Below are 18,043 nucleotides of genomic sequence, written 5' to 3' on the forward strand. Positions count from 1 at the left end.
GGCTCGCTCGCACCTTCGCAAGACTTGACCGTAGCAACGACGGCCAGGACCACACGGTTTTGCCGTACGCGTTCAGCGTCGCTCGTCCGCACGCGGTTTCGGGCTCACAGGGACTACCCGCCCTGCCCGCTACCATCTCGCACACGACGCTGCCGCGTCCACCGCAAGCCCGGCTCGCGAAACGTGACGACGCGCGATCGCCCCTCAAGGTCAAGCCGGGATGAGCGATACATACGCCGAAACCGAATTTCGGTAAAGCGGAATATTTTTGTGCGCATGGATTGACAGAGGGCGACACAGGCACGGTCCCGTAGCCCGGATGGAGCGCTAGCCCCCGAAATCCCGCGGGCTGAACGGCAGGTCCATGATCTTCCATTCCCCGTACAGGTTTGCCGGCAGCATCTTGTAAGGTTGACAGTTCTGGAGCGCGCTCATTGCGGACTTCACGAGCGCCACGCCTTTCGCGGACGGCGGAGCCTCGATCAGGATCGGCTCGCGCGCCAGCGTGCCGTCGGTCGCGAACACCGTGCGCAGCTTGATGTGAACGGCGTCGGTGGGGCTCAGTCCGGCCGGCAATTTCGCACAGCTGCGCAAATGGCGGCGAAGCGCGGCGATGACTTCCTGCGGCAGCTTGGCTGCGATTGAATCCTTGGCATCGCCGCCATCGTCCTTGGGGGCATCTTTCGGCAGTTCCGGCGGCAATTCCGGCGGCAGGCCCAGCATGACGCCGTATTTGACGGTGACATCAGGCTGCGCGGCTTGATAGGCCGGCGGCGGCGCGGCCTCCGGTTGCTGCATCGCTTGCGGCGGCGGCTGCATCGATGGCTGGGGCATCGCCTGGGGCGGCGGTTGTTGCTGTGGTTGCAGCGGCGGCTGTTGCGACGGCTGTGGCTGTTGAGGCTGCGGTTGTTGGGGCTGCGGCTGCACGTTGGCCTCACGCTGCTTCGGCGCCGGCGAGGGTTGCGGCTGCTTCTGCTGCGGTTCAGATGGCGTCGGCTGCGGCGACGGTGCTGCGGCCTGCTGCTTGGCCGCGGGCTTGCCCGCCGCTTCGGATTTGTCGGTGAAATCGAGCTTCGGCAGTTTCAGATCGGGCGTCGGCTCCGGCGGCTTCTCCTTGGCCGCCTCCTTGGTCTCCTGCTCCCTGATCTCCTCCTTCACCTGCTCCGGCGTGACGATGTCGACGGTCACGGTCTCGGGCGGCGTAGCGTGGAATGGATGGACCTCGCTGATCACGATGATCAGCGCCACCAGCGTCAGATGCGCGATTGCTGACGCCGCAATGTCCGTCCGTATGATCTTCCGCAGTTCCATCGACCGATCTTGGGTTGCCGTCGCGGTCCTAGCATACCCCAGCCCCCTCTCAATCCCATTTCGGCGCGAAGCCGAAGTCGGTCAGGCGCCCCTTCGGACTGGCGAGTGCGGCGATCCGGCTCATCTCGTCCTCCGACAGCTCGAAATCGAAGATCTCGATGTTCTCGGACAGGCGTTCGATGCGCGAGGTGCGCGGGATCGCAGCGACATTCTGTTGCACCAGCCAGCGCAGGCAGACCTGCGCCGGCGACTTGCGGTGGGCGCGTCCAATCTCGGCCAGCGTCTGGTCGGACTTGATGCGTCCCTTGGCGATCGGGCTGTAGGCGACGAGCGCAAGGCCATGCTGGTCGCAGGCCGCCCTCACCTTCGCCTGGTCGAGATAAGGGTGGTATTCGACCTGGTTGCAGACCAGCGGCTCCGGCGAGAGTGCGACCGCCTGCTCGATCAGCGCCACCGTGAAATTGGAGACGCCGATGTGGCGGGTCAGGCCCATCGTCTTCGCATGCGACAGCGCGCCCAGCGTTTCCGCCAGCGGCACGTGCGAATTGGGCCAGTGCAGCAGCAACAGATCGACGCTAGGAAGCCGCAACCGGGCCAGGCTCTCCTTGACCGAGCGCTCGAGATCGTGGGGCGCGAAATGGTTGGTCCAGACCTTGGTGGTGAGGAAGATGTCGTCCCGGCGCACGCCCGAGGCGCGCAAGCCGTCGCCGACCTCGCGTTCATTGTCGTAGACCTGCGCGGTGTCGATGTGGCGATAGCCGAACCGCAGCGCCTGCTCGACCACGCGCGCGGCAGGTCTTCCGCTCAGCTCCCAGGTCCCGAGCCCGATCGCCGGGATCCGTGCGCCATTGGCCTCGACGAACAGCATGAGGACTCCTCTTCCGTTGCGGCAGCCCCTGACGTCATCAGGTGTCATTATGGACCCGGCCCATGACGCTGCCAACGGAAGGCGGCGGCAGTCCAGCGGGATATTTGGCGCAATGCTAACAGGAGGTTCGCGTCAGGGCCCGGCAGCCCTCGACGTCAGGCCTTGGTCAGGCTTTGGCGAGCGCCTGGAACACCGTATCCGGGGCGTGCGCGATCACCGCGAGCAGCGCACGGGCCGGTCCGCGCGGAGCACGCTTGCCCTGCTCCCAGTTGCGGATGGTCTCGACGGGAACGCCGAGCTTGGCGGCGAACTCCATCTGGGTCAGGCAGGCGCGGCGGCGCAAATCGCGCACCGCGAGCGGGTTGGCGTCGGCCGGCGCGGCGGTGGTCGTGGGCTCGACCGGAGACGGCTGGACCGGAAATTCCTGTCCGTCCCGCAACTCAACGACCCGTCCGTCCGCCTTCAGCCGCAACCGCATGTCCAGTCCCCCAAGCGCGGACGATGATGCGGCAGGTCGCTTAAGTTCGGATTAAAGATGACGGTCTCGTGCCCCGGACGCTGCGCAGCACGAAGTGATGCGCTGCTGAGCCGGGGCCCATCTCGCCGCGGAGAATGCCACCTTCTGGGTCCCGGTTCTGCGCAGCAACGCGAAGGGCGTTGCAGCGCGCCCGGGACACAGAGTGAGGGCAAGAGCTCCTCGCAATGACGAGGAGAAACCGCCCCTACCGCAACCCGAACCAGAGCGTCGCAATCCCGAGGAAGGAGAAGAACCCGACCACATCCGTCACGGTGGTGACGAACGTGCCCGACGCCACCGCCGGGTCGGCCCTGACGCGTTCGAGCGCCATCGGGATCAGGATGCCGCCGAGCGCACCGGCGATGAGGTTGCAGATCATCGCAAGCCCGATGACGATGCCGAGGCCCGGGATCTTGAACCAGGCCACCGCCGCAATCCCCGTGATCACGGCAAAGGCGAGCCCGTTGACGAGGCCGACCATGCCTTCGCGCATCACCACGCGCCAGGCGTTGGAAGAGCCGAGCTCGCGCGTCGCCAGCGCGCGCACCGCGACCGTCATGGTCTGGGTCGCGGCATTGCCGCCCTGGCTCGCCACGATCGGCGCCAGCACGGCGAGCGCGACCATCTTCTCCAGCTGCCCCTCGAACAGGCCGAGCACGGAGGACGCCAGGAAAGCGGTCGCGAGATTGACCAGCAGCCAGTTGAACCGCGCGCGCGCAATGGTGAACACAGTGTCGGACAATTCTTCGTCGCTGGTGACGCCGCCGAGCGCCTTGAGGTCCTCCTCCGCCTCCTCCTCGATGACGTCGACGACGTCGTCTACGGTGATGACGCCGACGAGGCGGTCCTGGGTGTCGAGCACGGGAGCTGCGACGAGATTGTACTTGCCGAACATGCGCGCGACTTCCTCCTGGTCCTCCAGGACGGAGACGCGGCGGCGGTCCTCGTCGGTGAGCTCGGCGAGCGGCACCGGCCGGCGCGCGCGCAGCAGCACGTCGAGCGGCACCGCGCCCTGCCAGTGCTGGTCCTTGTCGACGACGTAGATCTCGTAGAAGCGGTCGGGCAGATCCGGCGTCTCGCGCATGTAGTCGATCGCCTGACCCACGGTGAAATCCTGGGGCACCGCGATGAACTCGGTCTGCATCCGGCGGCCAGCGGAATTCTCGGGATACAGCAGGCTGCGTTCGAGCGCGACACGCTCCTTGAGCGGCAGCTTTTCGAGGATTTCCTCCTGCTCGGCCTGGTCGAGGGCTTCCAGCAGCTCGACCGCGTCGTCGGATTCGAGCTCGCGGACGCCCTCGGCGACCGTCTCCGGCGGCAGCTCGTCGAGAATCTCCTCGCGGACGGCCTCGTCGACCTCGTTCAGCGCGGAGAAGTCGAAGTCGCGCCCGGTCAGCTCGACCAGACGGACGCGGTCGTCGGGCTCCAGAGCGCCGATGAGATCACCGAGATCGGCCTCGTGCAGCTCGGCGACGCAGGCGCGCAGCGAGGCGCTGTCGCCGGCCTCGATCGCATGAGCGATCTCCTCGACGAATTCGTGCCTGATATCGCCGTCTTCATTGCGCATCGGCACGTGGTCGAGTACCGAATCCGCGGCGGATCGGGCAACGTCCATATGTTCATCCATGGCGCGCCTCGCCGTTTGACAGGTTGGAACGAATGGTCTGGGCTGACGGTCAGGCAATACCCACAAGGCAACTCCGAGCGCAATGACAAAGATGCTTCGACTGAGGTGGACCTCGATGTCATCAGGCACGGCCCTCGCGGCCTTGATCGGCATCGCTTCGGCCGTGGCCGCCGAGTGTCCGCGCAAGGACGCGCTCGGCACCTCGCGGGTTCTGAGCGTCGACGCGAAGACCACGCCGCGCGTCGGCTTGAAGAGCTTTCCGCAGACGCTGCCGCTCGCCGATCACGAGGTCGTGCTGACCTTCGACGACGGGCCGAACCCGCCGACGACGTCGAAGGTGCTGGCGGCGCTGGCGCAGGAATGCGTGCGCGCGACCTTCTTCCTGATCGGCCTGCACGCCAGCCAGCATCCCGACGTGGTCAAGCGCATCGCCCGCGAGGGCCACACCATCGGCCACCACACCTTTTCGCACCCGTTCATGGCGCGGATCCCGTTCGACAAGGCCAAGGGCGAGATCGACCGCGGCATCGCCGCCGACGAGATGGCACTGCACGGCACCTCGACGACGACCCCCTCGACGCCGTTCTTCCGTTTCCCCTACTTCGAGGCCACGCAAGCCGAGCTCGATTTGCTGCAATCGCGCGGCATCGTCGTGTTCGGGGCCGATCTGTGGGCGAGCGACTGGAACGAGATGACGCCGGAGCAGGAACTGAAGCTGGTCACGGAGCGGCTCGCAGCCAGCGGCAAGGGCATCATCCTCTTCCACGACCCCAAGGCGCGCACCGCCGCGATCATGCCGGCCTTCCTGCGGTATCTGAGGGAGAACGGCTATCGGGTGGTCCACGTCGTGCCGGCTGGCGCGCCGCAGAAGAATGCCGATGCGCGCTGATGCCGGAATGTCACGCCGGCGCAAAATGGGGTGATTTGAGCCCTATTAACACTCTGTTCATGCTACCCCATGCAAATGGATGAGGACTTTGTGACGGGACAGGCTCTTGAAGGCCTCTTAGCCCCTGAACCGTTTCCTGATGTCTCCGACCTACTATGGCGGCAATCGCACATGAGGGCAGACCGGGTTCATGATCGGAAGTAGCGTTGTCTTGCGGACGCGATCGTGGATCGTCCTGTGCCTCGGCGGATTCCTTGGATGTTCGACCATCGGATCGCCGGCGGCGCTTGCGGCCGACTGTCCGGGCCATCCGGACGCGCTCGGGACGTCCCGCACCCTCGTGGTCGATCCGCACGAGCATCCGCTGATCGGCACCATGCAGTACCGCGAGACGCTGCCGCTGAGGGATCATGAGGTCGTCCTGACCTTCGACGACGGTCCGCTGCCGAAATATTCCAACCAGGTCCTCAAGATGCTCGACGACGAGTGCATCAAGGCGACCTTCTTCATCATCGGCAGCCAGGCCAAGGCCAACCCGGAAGGCGTGCGCAAGCTGGTGGCGGCGGGCCACACCGTCGGCACCCACAGCATGAACCATCCGCTGACCTTCGACCGGATGCCGATCGAGAAGGCCGAGGCCGAGATCAACGGCGGCATCGAGTGGACCTCGGCCGCGATGACCGATCCGTCCAAGCTGGCGCCGTTCTTCCGTATTCCCGGCCTGATGCGCGCCGAAGGCGTCGAGCATCATCTGATCTCGCGCGGCATCCAGGTCTGGAGCGCCGACTTCCCGGCCGACGACTGGCGCCATGTGTCCTCCGACCGCGTCTATCAGCTCGCGATCCAGCGGCTCGAGGCCAAGGGCAAGGGCATTTTGCTGCTGCACGACATCCAGGCGCGGACGGTCGCGGCGCTGCCAAAAATCATCCGCGACCTCAAGGCGCGCGGCTATCGCATCGTGCACGTGGTGCCGGCGACCGCCGAGCGGCCGGCGACGCCGACCACGCCGGTGGAATGGCTGCTGCATCCGCCGACCGAGACCGTGCCGATCGCGCGCTGGCCTTCCGTTCCGCGCTTCGTGTTCACGCAGACCAGGACGCTTCCGGCGCCCTCGCTCGCCGACCTCAATGCGCAGAGCGAGCATCAGCCGCTGCTACCGCGCCGGACCAAGGGTCAGATGGACGTCGCATCCGCCCTGCCCGTGCCCAGCCGCGCCCTGTTTGCGATCCCTGAAGGTTCGGTCGAGGTGCTGCTGTCGACGACGTTGTCGCGGCGCGCCGCGACGCGGCTGGCCATGGCGGCCGAGACGCCGCATGCGGCCAAAGGCAAGGCCGCAAAGGGCAAGACGGCCAAGTCCCAGGCTCGGCACACCGCGCATGCGGCACCGGCCGCACCGAAGCCTGCCGCGCAGGCCAAAAGCGCGACGCCCCGCTCGACCCGCATCGCCAGCCTGAAGAAGCGCGCTTAGCCTTTATTGCCGCATGATGGCGGCGACGCAGAGCAGCACGATCAGCGCGAGGAAGAACAGGTCCATATAGGACTTGAGCTCGCCGTCGCGGCGCAGCCGGGCCACGTCGGCGACCACCTGCTTGCGCGCATTCGTTCCCCCGGAGCCGTCGTTGATCGGGCCCTGAAGGCGCCTCGTCTCGGCTTCCAGCTTCTCGATCTTCTGGAAGAAGTAGAACGCGCGCAGCGTCGAGACCGCACGCATCGCGGCATAGATCAGCACCAGGATCGCCAGGATCGCCCGGTTCGGATACTTCTCCATGAAATTCAGGCTGAAATAGACCACCGCCATGAACGCGAAGTTGGTGATGAAGCGGTAGACGAAGCTGAGAAAAACCATGCTGGCTCGAGCCTTGAGGGGTGCGCAGCCGGATCGTGCTGCGAAATTCGGGATCGGGACCCAGACCGGGAGCTGGGTTGTGACGGCCCGTCTACGCCAACTTTGTTTCAACAAAGATACTGCAAGTCGCCGCCTTTTAGCCACACGCCGCCATAATGCAAGCCGCACGGTGGTCGTCGGCCCTGCCCTGACGCAGCGCGCCAGCTACGGCTCAATGGCGGTTTGGCGGAAGTCGCGTTAGACTATGCGCTGCCGCCACATCTGGGGTCTGCCGATGCCGAAGAAGGGAATCACCGGCCACGACGACTGGGTTCTGACCGAGGCCCTCGCGACCGCCCTGGTCGCGCTGGAGCAGCTCGAACCGAAGCACCAGCCGAACGCGCATATGGACGACATCCGCAAGATGCTGGCGAACGGCAAGGAGCCGGCGGCGGTGAGCCTGCACCTCGCCCAGGCCAAGTGCCGCCTGTTTCCCGACCTCGACCCGCTGGAGATCTACCGGGAATACGGCATCGGCGAGGAATATGGCTGAAGCGGCCGGCCGCCCGCCCCTCTTTTGCGCGAAGTCTTGACGTGAAACGCTAGTTTCGTGACGTCTTGAGCAACGGGCATTCGCTGTCGCTCAGCGGCAGAAAGGCGTCCTCGGCAGGAATCTTCTCGACGACGTTGTAATAGTCCCACGGCGTCTTCACGTCCGAGGGCTTCTTGACCTCGACGAGATAGAAATCGTGCACCAGCTTGTTGTCGGCGCGCAGCCGCGCGCCGCGCGCATAGAAATCGTCGACCGGCATCGCACGCATCTGCTCCAGCACGGCGTTGGTCTCGTCCGTTCCCGCCGCAGAAGCGGCCTTCAAATATTGCGACACGGCGGAGTAGACGGCGGCCTGCGGCGCGGTCGGCATGGCGTTGTGAAGCTTGTAGAACCTCTGGGCGAACGCGCGCGTTTCTTCGTTGAGCGCCCAATACCAGGCGGTGACGGTCGTCAGCCCCTTGGCCGTTTCGGCCCCCATGGCGTGCACATCGGTCAGGAACATCAGCTCGGCGACGGCCTTCTGCGGCCCCGCATTCATTCCGAACTCGTTCCATTGCTTCATCGAGGTCACGAGCTGCTCGCCGGCATTGGCGAACGCAACCACCTTGGCTTTGGAAGCCTGGGCCTGCAGCAGGAAGGAGCCGTAATCGGCATTTCCCAGCGGATGAAACACCGCGCCGAGCGACTTGGCGCCCGCAGCCGCCAGCACGCGCTGGGACACCTCGACCATATTGCGTCCGAACGCGTAGTCCGACGCGATGAAGAACCAGCTGTCATAGCCTTGCGACACCAGCCTTCGGACCGATCCGGCGACCAGATTGTAATTGTCGTGCAGCCACATCAGGCCGGTGCGCGAACATTGCTTGCCGCCGATCTCGGTGGTGCCGACCGCCGAATAGATCACGATCCTGTTCTTGTCGCGCGCGATCGACTGGATGGCAAGCGCGACCGCGGAGTTTCCGACGTCGGCCACCATGTCCACGCCATCCACGTCGAACCATTTGCGGACGATCTGGGCGCCGATATCCGGCTTGTTCTGATGGTCGGCGACGACGATCTCGGCCTTCAGCCCCGGCGTTGCACGTTGAAAATCGTCCACGGCCATCCGCGCGGCGACGACGGAGCCGGGCCCGGCCAGGTCCGACAACGGTCCGGCCTGGTCATTGATGATGCCGATCCTGACCACGCCACCGGAGAAATCGGCAGCCGCGCTCCGTTCGGCGAGCACTGCCGGACCCAACGCCAGGATGAGGCCGAAGCTCAAGCGGCAAAGCCGGCTGCGCGACGATAGCAATTCTCCAACACGACAAGGCGCCATTGCCCCCTCCGCTTCAGCATCCCGACGGCATGTCGGCGATGATCGATCGATGTTCCCTCGCCGACCGCGCACCGAGCGCCGATCCACGCGGCACACGGCCGGTCGAAGCTGCCGCGCTATCCCTGCCGCTCGACGGCCTTCCTGACGAACTCCAGCCGCCGCGCCTGTGCCGGTGCAACCCGTTCCTTCATGGCAGCGACGATCGCCGCCGGCGCCGTGTCCGGCGAGCCGGCTGCAAAGGGCGGTGCGGGATTGTACTCCATGCGCAGCTGGATCATCTCGGCCGCGGCACGGCCTCGCAACATCGACACCAGGGTGAGCGCGAAGTCGATGCCGGCGGTGATGCCGCCGCCCGTCATGCGATTGCGGTCGATGCAGACCCTCTCCAGCGACAGCTCGGCTCCGAAGTACGGCAATGCATCCCTCGCGGTCCAATGCGTGGCCGCGCGATATCCCTTCAACAGACCCGCGGCGCCGAGCACGAGCGAGCCGGTGCAGACCGAGGTCACGTATGTCGCGCCGCTCTCCTGCTTTCGCAGAAAGGCGAGAACGTCCTCGTCCAGCATCAGCTCGTCGGTGCCGTAGCCGCCGGGAACGCAGATCACGTCGAGCTGCGGGCAATCGGCGAAGGTGACGGTCGGCGTCAGCGCGATCACGGAATCGCTCGGCACCGGCTCGATGCGTTTCCAGACCAGATGCACCGTCACGTCGGGCAGGCTGGAGAAGACCTGGGCGGGACCGGTGAGATCGAGCTGGGTGACGCGCGGAAAAACCAGAAGACCGATCTGCAACGGGCCCGACATGTCCAACCTCGACAACGCGCTTGACGGTTGCAGCCTGCCATGTTGGCCTTCCGGTCGAAATGGCTTAATTCCCTCAATTCTGGACACGCCCATGATCGGCTTCCTGATCTTTCCCGAATTCCAGTTGCTGGACGCGGCCGGTCCGATCTCGGTGTTCGAGATTGCCAGGCGTCACACGCCGGATGCGCCGCGCGTGATCACGGTCGCAACGAAGGCGGGTGCCGTGCGCAGCTCGTCGGGCATCGAGATGCTGGCGCGCCATCTGCGATCGGCAAGCTCGGTCACGACGCTGTTCGTGGCCGGTGGCGAGGGCGTGGAAGCCGCCGCGCGCTGCAAGACGACGATCGCGTTCATTCAGCGACTGGCGAGCCGCGGCGTGCGCATCGCCAGCGTTTGCAACGGCGCCTATCTTCTCGCACAGGCAGGACTGCTGGACGGCCGCTGCGCGACCACGCACTGGTCCTGCACCCGCGATTTCATCGGACGCTATCCGAAGGTGAGGCTCGAACCGGACCAGATCTTCATCCGCGACGATCGGGTGTGGACGTCGGCCGGCATCACGGCCGGGATTGATCTCGCGCTCGCCATGATCGCGCAGGACCATGGCGAGGAGGTCTCGCAAGCGACGGCGCGGCAGCTGGTGCTCTATCATCGCCGCAGCGGCGGACAATCGCAGTTCTCGAGCTTGCTCGAGCTCAAGACGCCGAACGGCCGCTTCGGCAGCCTTCTTTCATGGGTGCGCGAGAATCTGGATGCGCATCTCACGGTCGAGGCGCTGGCCGAACGCGCCGGATTGAGCGCACGGCATTTCGTCCGCTCCTTCACCGCCGAGACCGGATCCACGCCGACCAAGGCGGTCGAGCGCTTGCGGGTCGAGGTGGCGCGCGAGCGGGTGCAGTCCTCCGGAGAGGCCATCGAGCGCGTCGCTCAATCCACCGGCTTTCGCGACCCCGAGCGGATGCGCAGGGCCTTCATCCGCGCATTCGGTCAGCCGCCGCAGTCGCTGCGACGCGCGGCGCGAAGCGCGTGAGAAGCGGCCTTCAGGCCGGCATCGCGCGTCGATGTCGCGCGTCCCGCTCGACCAAGGCGAAGCCGCGCCCTTCGTTCCCGGTCACGCCAGGCGCCGCGGGAGGCTGTGGTGGATCGTGCAGGCGGCAAGCGCGGCGTGGCCGAATGCGACCGAGATCTGATGCAGGTCGGTGACGACGTCGCCGATGCCGTAAAGGCCGTCAACCGAGGTGCGCTGATGGTCGTCGACCTTCAGATAGCCCTCCCCATTATGCTCGGCGCCCAGCGAGACCGCGAGCTGCGAACGCACCTCGGCACCCATCGCCGGATAGACCGTGTCGAACTGCATCGTGCGGCCATCGGCCAAGACGGCCTCGAGGCCCCCCACCCTCCGCCGCAAGCGCAGGTCGGGCGCGAACACGATGTCGACGCCGGCCTCTTCCAGCTCCGCTGTCGCGCTCTCCTCGTCATCCTGTCCGGTTGCGAGCAGCGTCACCTCGCGCGAGTAGCCGCGCAGGAACAGCGCCTTGCCGGCGGCCCGGCCAAGCGGGCCGACGACACCGATGCGGCGGCCGATCGCCTCGAAGGCGTCGCAGACGGGACAATAGCGCAACAGTCCGTCCGCGACCGCGGTGCGCCATTGCTCGAACGGCGGATGGCTGTCGACGATGCCGCTGGCGAGGATGACGGTGGTGGCCTCAAGCGCGCCGCCGTTCCAGATCGCCTGAAAGCCGTTGCCGCGCCGCTGCAAGGCGGTGACCTCGGCCTCCACGCGCGCGACGGCGAGCTCGCCCAACTGCGCCGACATGCGCGCGATCAAGTCAGAACCTGATAGCCCGTGGACGAAGCCGGGAACATTGTGGCTGCGGGGGATCAGCGCGGCACGGCTGGCGCCAGTGTCCACGACGCAGACGCTGCGGCGGAAGCGTGCCAGATAGATCGCGGCCATCAGCCCGGCGGGGCCGCCGCCGACGACCAGGCAATCAAACCGCGCGCCGGTCATTTGGGATTCGGGTCCTGCAACCCGGTACCGGGCTCCTGAAGGCACCCGCTCCTAGCCAGCCGGACTGCGTTGCCGAGCGCGCGCGCCGCGTTCAGCTCCATCGCCTTGGCCGCGTCGGCCTTCTTGCCCTGCGTCGAGGTCGGATCGGGATTGCCGCCGTCGGCGCAGACCATGCGGTCCATCATCGCCTTGAGCCCGGAAGGCACGTGGTACCAATTCACCGGGGTCACGATCAGGATGCCGTGGGCCGCGACCCACATCGGATAGATCTCGTTCATCCAGTCGCCGGTCTGCCCCAGCGAATAGTTCGGATAGCAGCTGCACGGCCAGTGGCAGAGCGGCATCGCGGTCGAGACGCAGGATTTGCAGGGATGAATGGTCTTGCCGAATTCCGAAGCCAGGCGAGAGAGATCGAGGATGTCCACGGCAAATCCCATCTCGACGAAGACCGGTTCAGCCAGCTCGACCAGACGCCAGGTCTTGGACATCTCGCCGGGACAGGTGTGCTCGCTGCGGGCCGAGCCGTTGATGACGAGAATGCGCGGCGTCTCCTGCGCGTCGTCATGCCGACGCTGCGCTGCCAGGATTTTCGCGCGCGCATCGAGCCAGTCGACGGCAATGTCGTAGTCGGGATCGGAGAAACCTGCGCCGACGACGGCATCGAGCTCGCGCTGCAGCGGGGCAAAGGCGGGATCGATGAACTGACGCTTGTAGCGGCGCTCGAACTCCTCGCGCGACAGCTTGACGGACGGCATTCCTTTGCGAACGTCGGCTTCCGTCATGCTGGCTCCCGATGAAGTCGGTATCGCCCGACCAACCCGGGGCACAGCGTGCGGTTCCCATTGCTCCGTCGCGACGGCTCTGTTCCGACGGCCCTACTGGCGCACGACCCTGGCCGGCGACTCGAATTGCGCGATCCGCTGGTCCAGCCGCCACAGCTCGATGCGGTGGACCAGCACGAGCGAAGCGGCCTCGCTCTTGGCCTCCTCGTCATTGTCGCAGACGAGATTGATGCATCCGAACACATGCCCGTCCGGATCGATCTGGAACGCGCGATAGTGCTTGATGCTCGGCATGATCATCCTCCGCGCCTTGGGTAGACCGGCGCACTCAACCAGTCCGTCAGGTTCGCGGTCACTTCGTTTTGCTCGGCGCGCTGCAGCAGCATCTCGCGCTCACTGCCAGGCGGCAGGCTGCGCGCGCGCTCGCGGGCGTTTTCGGCAAATGCGGCCAATCGCTCCTGGAGCGATCGCGTCTGTTTGTTGCGGTTGCGTTTGGCGGTCATTGGACTTCACGGCTATTCGGTTGGACGGAAATCGGCCCCGGCCGGGATCGGGCGCCGGGGCCCAGGTTCTCTTGTCGCTCGAGTGGCTTGCCGGTTGGGGGCGGCCCGGCCGGGCAATGTTCTTAGCTTCGGCCGCGACGGCGGGTTCCGGCATTTCAAAAAGTTAACGCTGCGCGATTTTGCGCGAGGACGGCCGCACGGCATCGTCACTCGTTCTCGCGTGCCGTTCGTCACGACAATCGACTGCGCCGGAACCGAATTGCGGATTCGCCTGTTCATGAAGGACTTGAAGGAGGATCATCATGGCAAAAGCAACACGGAAGCGGCCGGGCTCACCGATCGGCCGCAAGGGACCGCGCAAGGCAAATCCCGCGTATAAGCGCCGCGCGCGCCAGCCCTGGACGCCCTCGGATGTGAGCAAGCTGAAGCAGCTCGCGAAGGGAAACACGCCGACCGGCGTGATGAGCCTCAAGCTTCAGCGGCCGGTCGCGGCCATTCGCAGCAAGGCCCATCGTGAAGGGATTTCGCTGAGGCCGGTCAACCGCTCGCCCTACAACCGGCGAACCAAAGCCGCGAAACGTCGTTGAAGGAAGGCACCGCCGGGTGACAACCGGACACAACGGGGACGATGGACGTGGCGCTCATTTTTCCGGTTTCTGCCCACGACACCAGCGCATCGGTACGCGCCGACATCTAACCCGTTCCCGGCGGTGCAGCAGCCGCTCCGCTTCGGCGGTCAGACGTATCACCAGCGGATCCGTTTGCTTCACTCGACGCCGCGTCAACGGGCGTTCTCCCTGATCACTGGGTCGGAGCGCTCCGTTGCGTGCTCACCGATTGAGGTCATCGCGCGTAGGCGAGGCTCCCACAACGTTCCAGAAGCGGAACGGCTGCGTGCCGGGGCCAGAAGCAGGAAGGGGATCTGCAAGACAAGCCCGCTTGCGTAACATGGGTTAAATTAGTCGGTGGCCAAATCTGCTAATTTAGGAACGTGGTAGGACCGCCTGGGATTGGTGCAAATGGACAACTATCGCCGGCTGCAGAAAACCTGCGAGAGCCAGGCCGCTCTCAGCTCCTCACCCGCAACGCGAACTGCGCTGCTGGAAATGGCGGAGGAGTATCGCAAGCGCGCCGAATCCAACACGGCTCAGGGGCCCGAGCCAGCCAATCCCGGGCGCACCGAAAGCCTCGGCCAAACCAGCCGTCCCACTCTGATCAAGTGAGTCGATAGAGTTGCAGATAGTTCGGCGCGAACAACGCCGCTGCCTTGAGCGCGTCGAGATCGTTGACGGTCAGAGTCCGATCGCGCAGCACGATCAAGCCCGACGCACGCAGCTCCTGCACGGTCCGGTTAAGGTGCACCACCGACAGCCCGGTAGCGTCGGCAAGGTCCATCTGCGTGACCGGCATGACGCAGGAATTGCCGTCGACCATCCCGACGGGACGAAGCCGCTCGAATATCTCGCAAAACAGATGCGCCACCCGCTCCAGGGCCGTGCGGCGACCAAGGTTGATGGCCCATTCGCGCTGGATGGCGTTGTTGACGAGGGTCTCGCTCCAGAACGCTTCGGCGAGCGAGCGATCGCCCATCGTCAGACTCTCGAAACGCGCGCGCTTGATCTCGGCGTAGACCACTGGCGTCATTGTCGCGATGGAATGGTCCATCGCGGGGAGCAAGAACGCGTGCGCGTCGCAGCTCTCGCCCGGAAAGATGAAATTGACGATCTGGCGCCGGCCGTCCTCGAGCGTCTTGTAGCGGCAGAGCCAGCCCGATAGCACCACCCGGACGCTATCGACGGGATCGCCCTCCGAAATCAGGTCTTCACTCGCCCCGGCGCGCTCGAGACCTTCGAGCAACGCATATTCGAGCGACGCACGGGCCTCCGTCGACAACGGCCGCAGCACGTTCAGCCGGCGAATGACCAGCTCCACAAGGCTGCGATCGGAGGTCGACAAGGGCATCAATCAGCCACCGCCGGTGTGTGGAACGTGCGCTTGCTCCGCGGAATGGCGATCGTGCATTGCAGCCCCGCGGGGTCGAATGCCAGGGTGGTCTGCCCCTTGAACTCGAACGCGAGCGTGCGCTCCAGAAGCTCCGTGCCAAAACCCTTTCGAAGCGGCGGCTTGACCTGAGGCCCTCCGCACTCCCGCCATTTGAACACCAGCTCCGCGGGCTGGGCGCCTTCATCGAGGCGCCAGGAGATTTCAACATGTCCGCTCGGCTGGCTCAAGGCGCCATATTTCAGCGCGTTCGTCGCTAGCTCGTGGATCGCGAGCGCGAACGTTTCGGCGACCTTGGGCTGGAAGCGCACCTTGGGACCTGAGACCCGCATCTGCTCGCCCTCGCGGGCATTATAGGCGAGAAGCTCCTCGACCACGAGATATTCCAGGTCGACACCGCCCTCCGGATCGCGTGTCACCAGCGCCTGGGTGCGGGCAAATGCGTTGAGCCGTCCGTCGAGATGGGAAGCATATTCCTCGACAGTGGTGGCGGATTCGGCCGAACGGCGGGCGATGGAGCGCACCACGCCAAGCGTATTACGGACTCGGTGCTGCAGCTCGGCCAGCAGCAGGCGCTGCCGCTCCTCGGCGCGGGTGATCGCCGGAACGTCGATGAAAGTGATGACGACGCCGGCGATGACATCGTCGATGCTGCGATAAGGCAGGATGCGCACGATGTAGCGCGTGCTGCTGTCCGACGCGCTCAGCTCGCGCTCGGCGCTCGCAAGCGTACGCAGCACGCGGCGGATGTCGTCGTAGAGATCCTCGATCGGGATGCGCGCCTTGATGTGAGCGATGGGCCGGCCCGTGTCGGTCTCGACGAGATGCAGGACCTGGGTAATCGCCGGCGTGAAGTTCATCACGCAAAGATCATGGTCGAGAAAGACGGTCGCGATGCGCGTGCTCTCCAGGAAATTCCTGAGATCGCGGGTGGCGCGCGTCAACTCCTCGACACGGTGCGTCAGCTCGCCGTTGACGGTGGTCAGCTCCTCGTTGACCGACTGCAACTCCTCAGGCGAGGTTCCGAGCTCCTCGTGGGCCAAATGTAACTCCTCGTTGAGAGACTGGTCTTCCTCGTGGACGGTTTCAGCTGCTCAGGGCTGCTCTCGAACTCCTCGAAAGTAGCCTGGAAGTTCGTCTGGGGCGTGCAGTTCGCTCGGGACGCTCGACATGCCCGGCGTGCACCGGCTCCTACCAATAGCAGAAATCGGTATTCTCCCAACGGATCAAAGGCAAATGACGAAGGAGTCGCGTTTGCCCTTGGAACCCGCCTTGGCCTCCCTCGTTGGTAGCACGCCGGCCCCGACCCTTGGTTTCCCATCGGTTGGCAGGCTCGCGGGAGGGATCATGTCCGTATTACCCTCGTCGTCTCGTCAACGCGCGCCGCTGACGGGACGCCGCATCCTCGTCGTCGAGGACGAATATTTTCTTGCCGATGACATCGGCAAGGCGCTGCGCGCGCTCGGCGCGGAGATCGCCGGTCCCGTCGGCCATATCGAGGATGCAATCGAGATGCTGCACGATGGCGGCGTTCTGGATGCCGCGGTGCTCGACGTGAACATCCGTGCAAAGCCGATCTTTCCGGTCGCCCGGGAGCTCAGGGCACGCCAGGTGCCCTTCGTGTTCACCACGGGCTACGACAGGATCAGCATCGAGCCGGAATTCCAGGACGTGCCGATCTGGGAGAAGCCGATCGATGTCGGGGCCATGGTCCAGAATTTGGCGAGCCTCCTCGACGGTCAACCGGCATGGCCGCAGCAATCATCGCCTGAACCGGCTGCGCTGAGCGAACCCGCAACCAGGCGCGGATCAGAACAGATGCGCGAAGGCGAGCCAGACGGTCACTGCCAGGCACAAGACGACCGCGGCGTAAGGTAGCGCGACGCGCAAGACGGCAAGCCTTTCCGCGTCAGCTCATCATCATCCAGGCGACGGCCACCGTCATCACGAGAAAACCCGTGATCGCAGTCGCGACAAAGGCCCGTTCGATGCGGTCCATCGCCATCGCAGCCCCCTTTCCAGCCCACACAATGTGACCGCTTCGGGGCCGCCGCGCATTAGGCTATGTGAATCGGCTTTCCTGCTTTTGCCGGTCCGCCCGTTCAGCCGCGCAGCGCCGCAGAAATTGCGACGACCTCGCTCTACGACTTCGCCGTGCCCGGCTCGGCCATCTTGCGATGCTGCCTGGCCAGCATCTCGTTCGGCGTGACGTTGGCGACCTTGGTCTGGATCTTATTCTTCAGCCCCGTGACGACATCGGACTCGCCGCGCAGCATCGCATCGAAACCGGCCTTGGCGACGTCGTAGGCGCCGTCCTTCTCCTCGGTGCCGACCTTGGTATCCATCATCCCGGCGCGGCGGAAGAACTCGGTCTCGGTGGCGCCCGGCATCAGGCAGGTGACGGTGACGCCGCTGTCGCGCAGCTCCTCGCGCAGCGCGAAGGAGAATGAGTCCAGGAACGCCTTGCTGGCGTTATAGGCCGCCTGGAAACTGCCGGGCGTGAAGCCGGCGATGGAGCCCGTGATCAGGATTCGCCCTGACTTGCGCCGCAGCATCTCGTTGCCGGCGCGATGGATCAGATAGAGCGTGCCGGTGATGTTGGTGTCGACCAGATGCTTGATCCTGGCAAAGTCCTGATCGAGGAACGCCTTGCCGAGGCCGACGCCGGCATTGGCCAGCAGCGCATCGATCGGCCGGTCGCCGACCGCGGCGCAGAGCCTGTCGACGCCATCGGTGGTGGCGAGATCGGCTTCAACGGCCTCCACGCTGACGCCGAGCCTGCGCAGATCGACCGCCACCCGCTCGATCATCGGCTCGTCAGCCGCGATGACTAGGTTGAAACCTGCCTGGGCGCAGCACCTTGCGAGTTCCAGGCCGATACCGGTGGAAGCGCCGGTGACGACGGCGAGTTGATTGGCGGGCATGAGCGTGTCCTCGCTTGACGTTGATCACGCCCAATCACTGCCTTGCGCTCTCGTTCCTATCCGCGTCGCGATTTGCGCCAGCCGGTGCTGTGCGAGGAATTTGCGCGCGGC

19 protein-coding genes and 2 pseudogenes are annotated in these 18,043 nt (G+C 65.4%); 7 read left to right on the top strand and 14 right to left on the bottom strand.

Annotated elements, in window-relative coordinates:
- Positions 1–327: 327 nt before the first annotated feature.
- From AABA86_RS32540 to mgtE, 4 genes are all read right to left on the bottom strand, one after another.
- Positions 328–1,311, bottom strand: a complete 984-nt coding sequence (locus tag AABA86_RS32540) for a hypothetical protein (RefSeq protein ID WP_338309677.1) — start codon at positions 1,309–1,311, stop codon at positions 328–330.
- Positions 1,312–1,360: 49 nt separating this feature from the next.
- Positions 1,361–2,179 carry an aldo/keto reductase gene (locus tag AABA86_RS32545; protein ID WP_338309678.1) on the bottom strand — a complete coding sequence of 273 codons (819 nt, stop codon included), beginning with the start codon at positions 2,177–2,179 and terminating at the stop codon, positions 1,361–1,363.
- A 166-nt stretch (positions 2,180–2,345) separates the two neighbouring features.
- A complete protein-coding gene (locus tag AABA86_RS32550; RefSeq protein ID WP_212253723.1) occupies positions 2,346–2,663 on the bottom strand; it encodes a helix-turn-helix domain-containing protein in 318 nt (105 codons plus the stop codon).
- 238 nt (positions 2,664–2,901) lie between these two features.
- The gene (gene mgtE / locus AABA86_RS32555) at positions 2,902–4,323 is read right to left on the bottom strand and encodes a magnesium transporter (RefSeq protein ID WP_212253657.1); all 1,422 of its coding nucleotides are present in this window, start codon (positions 4,321–4,323) and stop codon (positions 2,902–2,904) included.
- A 115-nt stretch (positions 4,324–4,438) separates the two neighbouring features.
- Between mgtE and AABA86_RS32560 the strand changes: the two genes are divergently transcribed.
- On the top strand, positions 4,439–5,212 hold the full coding sequence (locus tag AABA86_RS32560; RefSeq protein ID WP_212253659.1) for a polysaccharide deacetylase family protein: 774 nt from the start codon (positions 4,439–4,441) through the stop codon (positions 5,210–5,212).
- Between the two features lie 190 nt (positions 5,213–5,402).
- Positions 5,403–6,680 carry a polysaccharide deacetylase family protein gene (locus AABA86_RS32565; protein ID WP_212253661.1) on the top strand — a complete coding sequence of 426 codons (1,278 nt, stop codon included), beginning with the start codon at positions 5,403–5,405 and terminating at the stop codon, positions 6,678–6,680.
- Positions 6,681–6,683: 3 nt separating this feature from the next.
- Here the strand turns inward: AABA86_RS32565 and AABA86_RS32570 are convergent, their stop codons facing one another.
- A complete protein-coding gene (locus AABA86_RS32570) occupies positions 6,684–7,058 on the bottom strand; it encodes a hypothetical protein (protein WP_018320591.1) in 375 nt (124 codons plus the stop codon).
- A gap of 274 nt (positions 7,059–7,332) precedes the next feature.
- Here AABA86_RS32570 and AABA86_RS32575 point away from each other — a divergent pair, with 274 nt between their 5' ends.
- Entirely contained in the window at positions 7,333–7,590 is a 258-nt protein-coding gene (locus AABA86_RS32575; RefSeq protein ID WP_063194972.1) for a hypothetical protein, read from the top strand.
- 49 nt (positions 7,591–7,639) lie between these two features.
- Here the strand turns inward: AABA86_RS32575 and AABA86_RS32580 are convergent, their stop codons facing one another.
- Both AABA86_RS32580 and AABA86_RS32585 read right to left on the bottom strand, forming a co-directional pair.
- Positions 7,640–8,908: an ABC transporter substrate-binding protein gene (locus AABA86_RS32580; RefSeq protein WP_338309679.1), complete on the bottom strand. Its 1,269-nt coding sequence runs from the start codon at positions 8,906–8,908 to the stop codon at positions 7,640–7,642.
- Between the two features lie 116 nt (positions 8,909–9,024).
- A complete protein-coding gene (locus AABA86_RS32585; protein WP_338309680.1) occupies positions 9,025–9,711 on the bottom strand; it encodes a DJ-1/PfpI family protein in 687 nt (228 codons plus the stop codon).
- Positions 9,712–9,802: 91 nt separating this feature from the next.
- Here AABA86_RS32585 and AABA86_RS32590 point away from each other — a divergent pair, with 91 nt between their 5' ends.
- On the top strand, positions 9,803–10,741 hold the full coding sequence (locus AABA86_RS32590) for a GlxA family transcriptional regulator (RefSeq protein WP_338309681.1): 939 nt from the start codon (positions 9,803–9,805) through the stop codon (positions 10,739–10,741).
- Between the two features lie 81 nt (positions 10,742–10,822).
- Here AABA86_RS32590 and AABA86_RS32595 read toward each other — a convergent pair whose 3' ends face one another.
- The 4 genes from AABA86_RS32595 to AABA86_RS32610 all read right to left on the bottom strand — a co-directional run bounded on the left by AABA86_RS32595 (position 10,823) and on the right by AABA86_RS32610 (position 13,007).
- Positions 10,823–11,722 carry an NAD(P)/FAD-dependent oxidoreductase gene (locus AABA86_RS32595; protein ID WP_338309682.1) on the bottom strand — a complete coding sequence of 300 codons (900 nt, stop codon included), beginning with the start codon at positions 11,720–11,722 and terminating at the stop codon, positions 10,823–10,825.
- Positions 11,719–12,504, bottom strand: a complete 786-nt coding sequence (locus tag AABA86_RS32600; protein WP_338309683.1) for a flavodoxin family protein — start codon at positions 12,502–12,504, stop codon at positions 11,719–11,721. Before AABA86_RS32600 ends, AABA86_RS32595 begins: the two co-directional genes overlap by 4 nt.
- A gap of 93 nt (positions 12,505–12,597) precedes the next feature.
- A complete protein-coding gene (locus AABA86_RS32605) occupies positions 12,598–12,798 on the bottom strand; it encodes a hypothetical protein (RefSeq protein WP_338309684.1) in 201 nt (66 codons plus the stop codon).
- Between the two features lie 2 nt (positions 12,799–12,800).
- Positions 12,801–13,007 carry a hypothetical protein gene (locus AABA86_RS32610; RefSeq protein WP_212253675.1) on the bottom strand — a complete coding sequence of 69 codons (207 nt, stop codon included), beginning with the start codon at positions 13,005–13,007 and terminating at the stop codon, positions 12,801–12,803.
- A gap of 302 nt (positions 13,008–13,309) precedes the next feature.
- Here AABA86_RS32610 and AABA86_RS32615 point away from each other — a divergent pair, with 302 nt between their 5' ends.
- Positions 13,310–13,594, top strand: coding sequence for a hypothetical protein (locus tag AABA86_RS32615; protein WP_338309685.1), 285 nt, complete (start codon positions 13,310–13,312; stop codon positions 13,592–13,594).
- Positions 13,595–14,026: 432 nt separating this feature from the next.
- Entirely contained in the window at positions 14,027–14,230 is a 204-nt protein-coding gene (locus AABA86_RS32620; protein WP_212253679.1) for a hypothetical protein, read from the top strand.
- Here AABA86_RS32620 and AABA86_RS32625 read toward each other — a convergent pair.
- Together AABA86_RS32625 and AABA86_RS32630 are read right to left on the bottom strand one after the other, a co-directional pair.
- Positions 14,223–14,969, bottom strand: coding sequence for a Crp/Fnr family transcriptional regulator (locus AABA86_RS32625; protein WP_212253688.1), 747 nt, complete (start codon positions 14,967–14,969; stop codon positions 14,223–14,225). The two genes, AABA86_RS32620 and AABA86_RS32625, sit on opposite strands and share 8 nt — an antisense overlap.
- Positions 14,969–16,137, bottom strand: a pseudogene (locus tag AABA86_RS32630) (sensor histidine kinase); the annotation flags it as partial. The gene AABA86_RS32625 and the pseudogene AABA86_RS32630, both read right to left, overlap by 1 nt.
- Positions 16,138–16,355: 218 nt before the next feature.
- Between AABA86_RS32630 and AABA86_RS32635 the strand changes: the two are divergent.
- A pseudogene (locus AABA86_RS32635) lies at positions 16,356–16,745 on the top strand (response regulator); the annotation flags it as partial.
- Positions 16,746–17,149: 404 nt separating this feature from the next.
- On the opposite strand, the gene AABA86_RS32640 reads toward AABA86_RS32635, so the two are convergent.
- Positions 17,150–17,932 carry an SDR family NAD(P)-dependent oxidoreductase gene (locus tag AABA86_RS32640; RefSeq protein ID WP_212253690.1) on the bottom strand — a complete coding sequence of 261 codons (783 nt, stop codon included), beginning with the start codon at positions 17,930–17,932 and terminating at the stop codon, positions 17,150–17,152.
- Positions 17,933–18,043: the final 111 nt, after the last annotated feature.

This window comes from Bradyrhizobium sp. TM233 (assembly GCF_036247965.1).
GTDB lineage: Bacteria > Pseudomonadota > Alphaproteobacteria > Rhizobiales > Xanthobacteraceae > Bradyrhizobium > Bradyrhizobium ottawaense.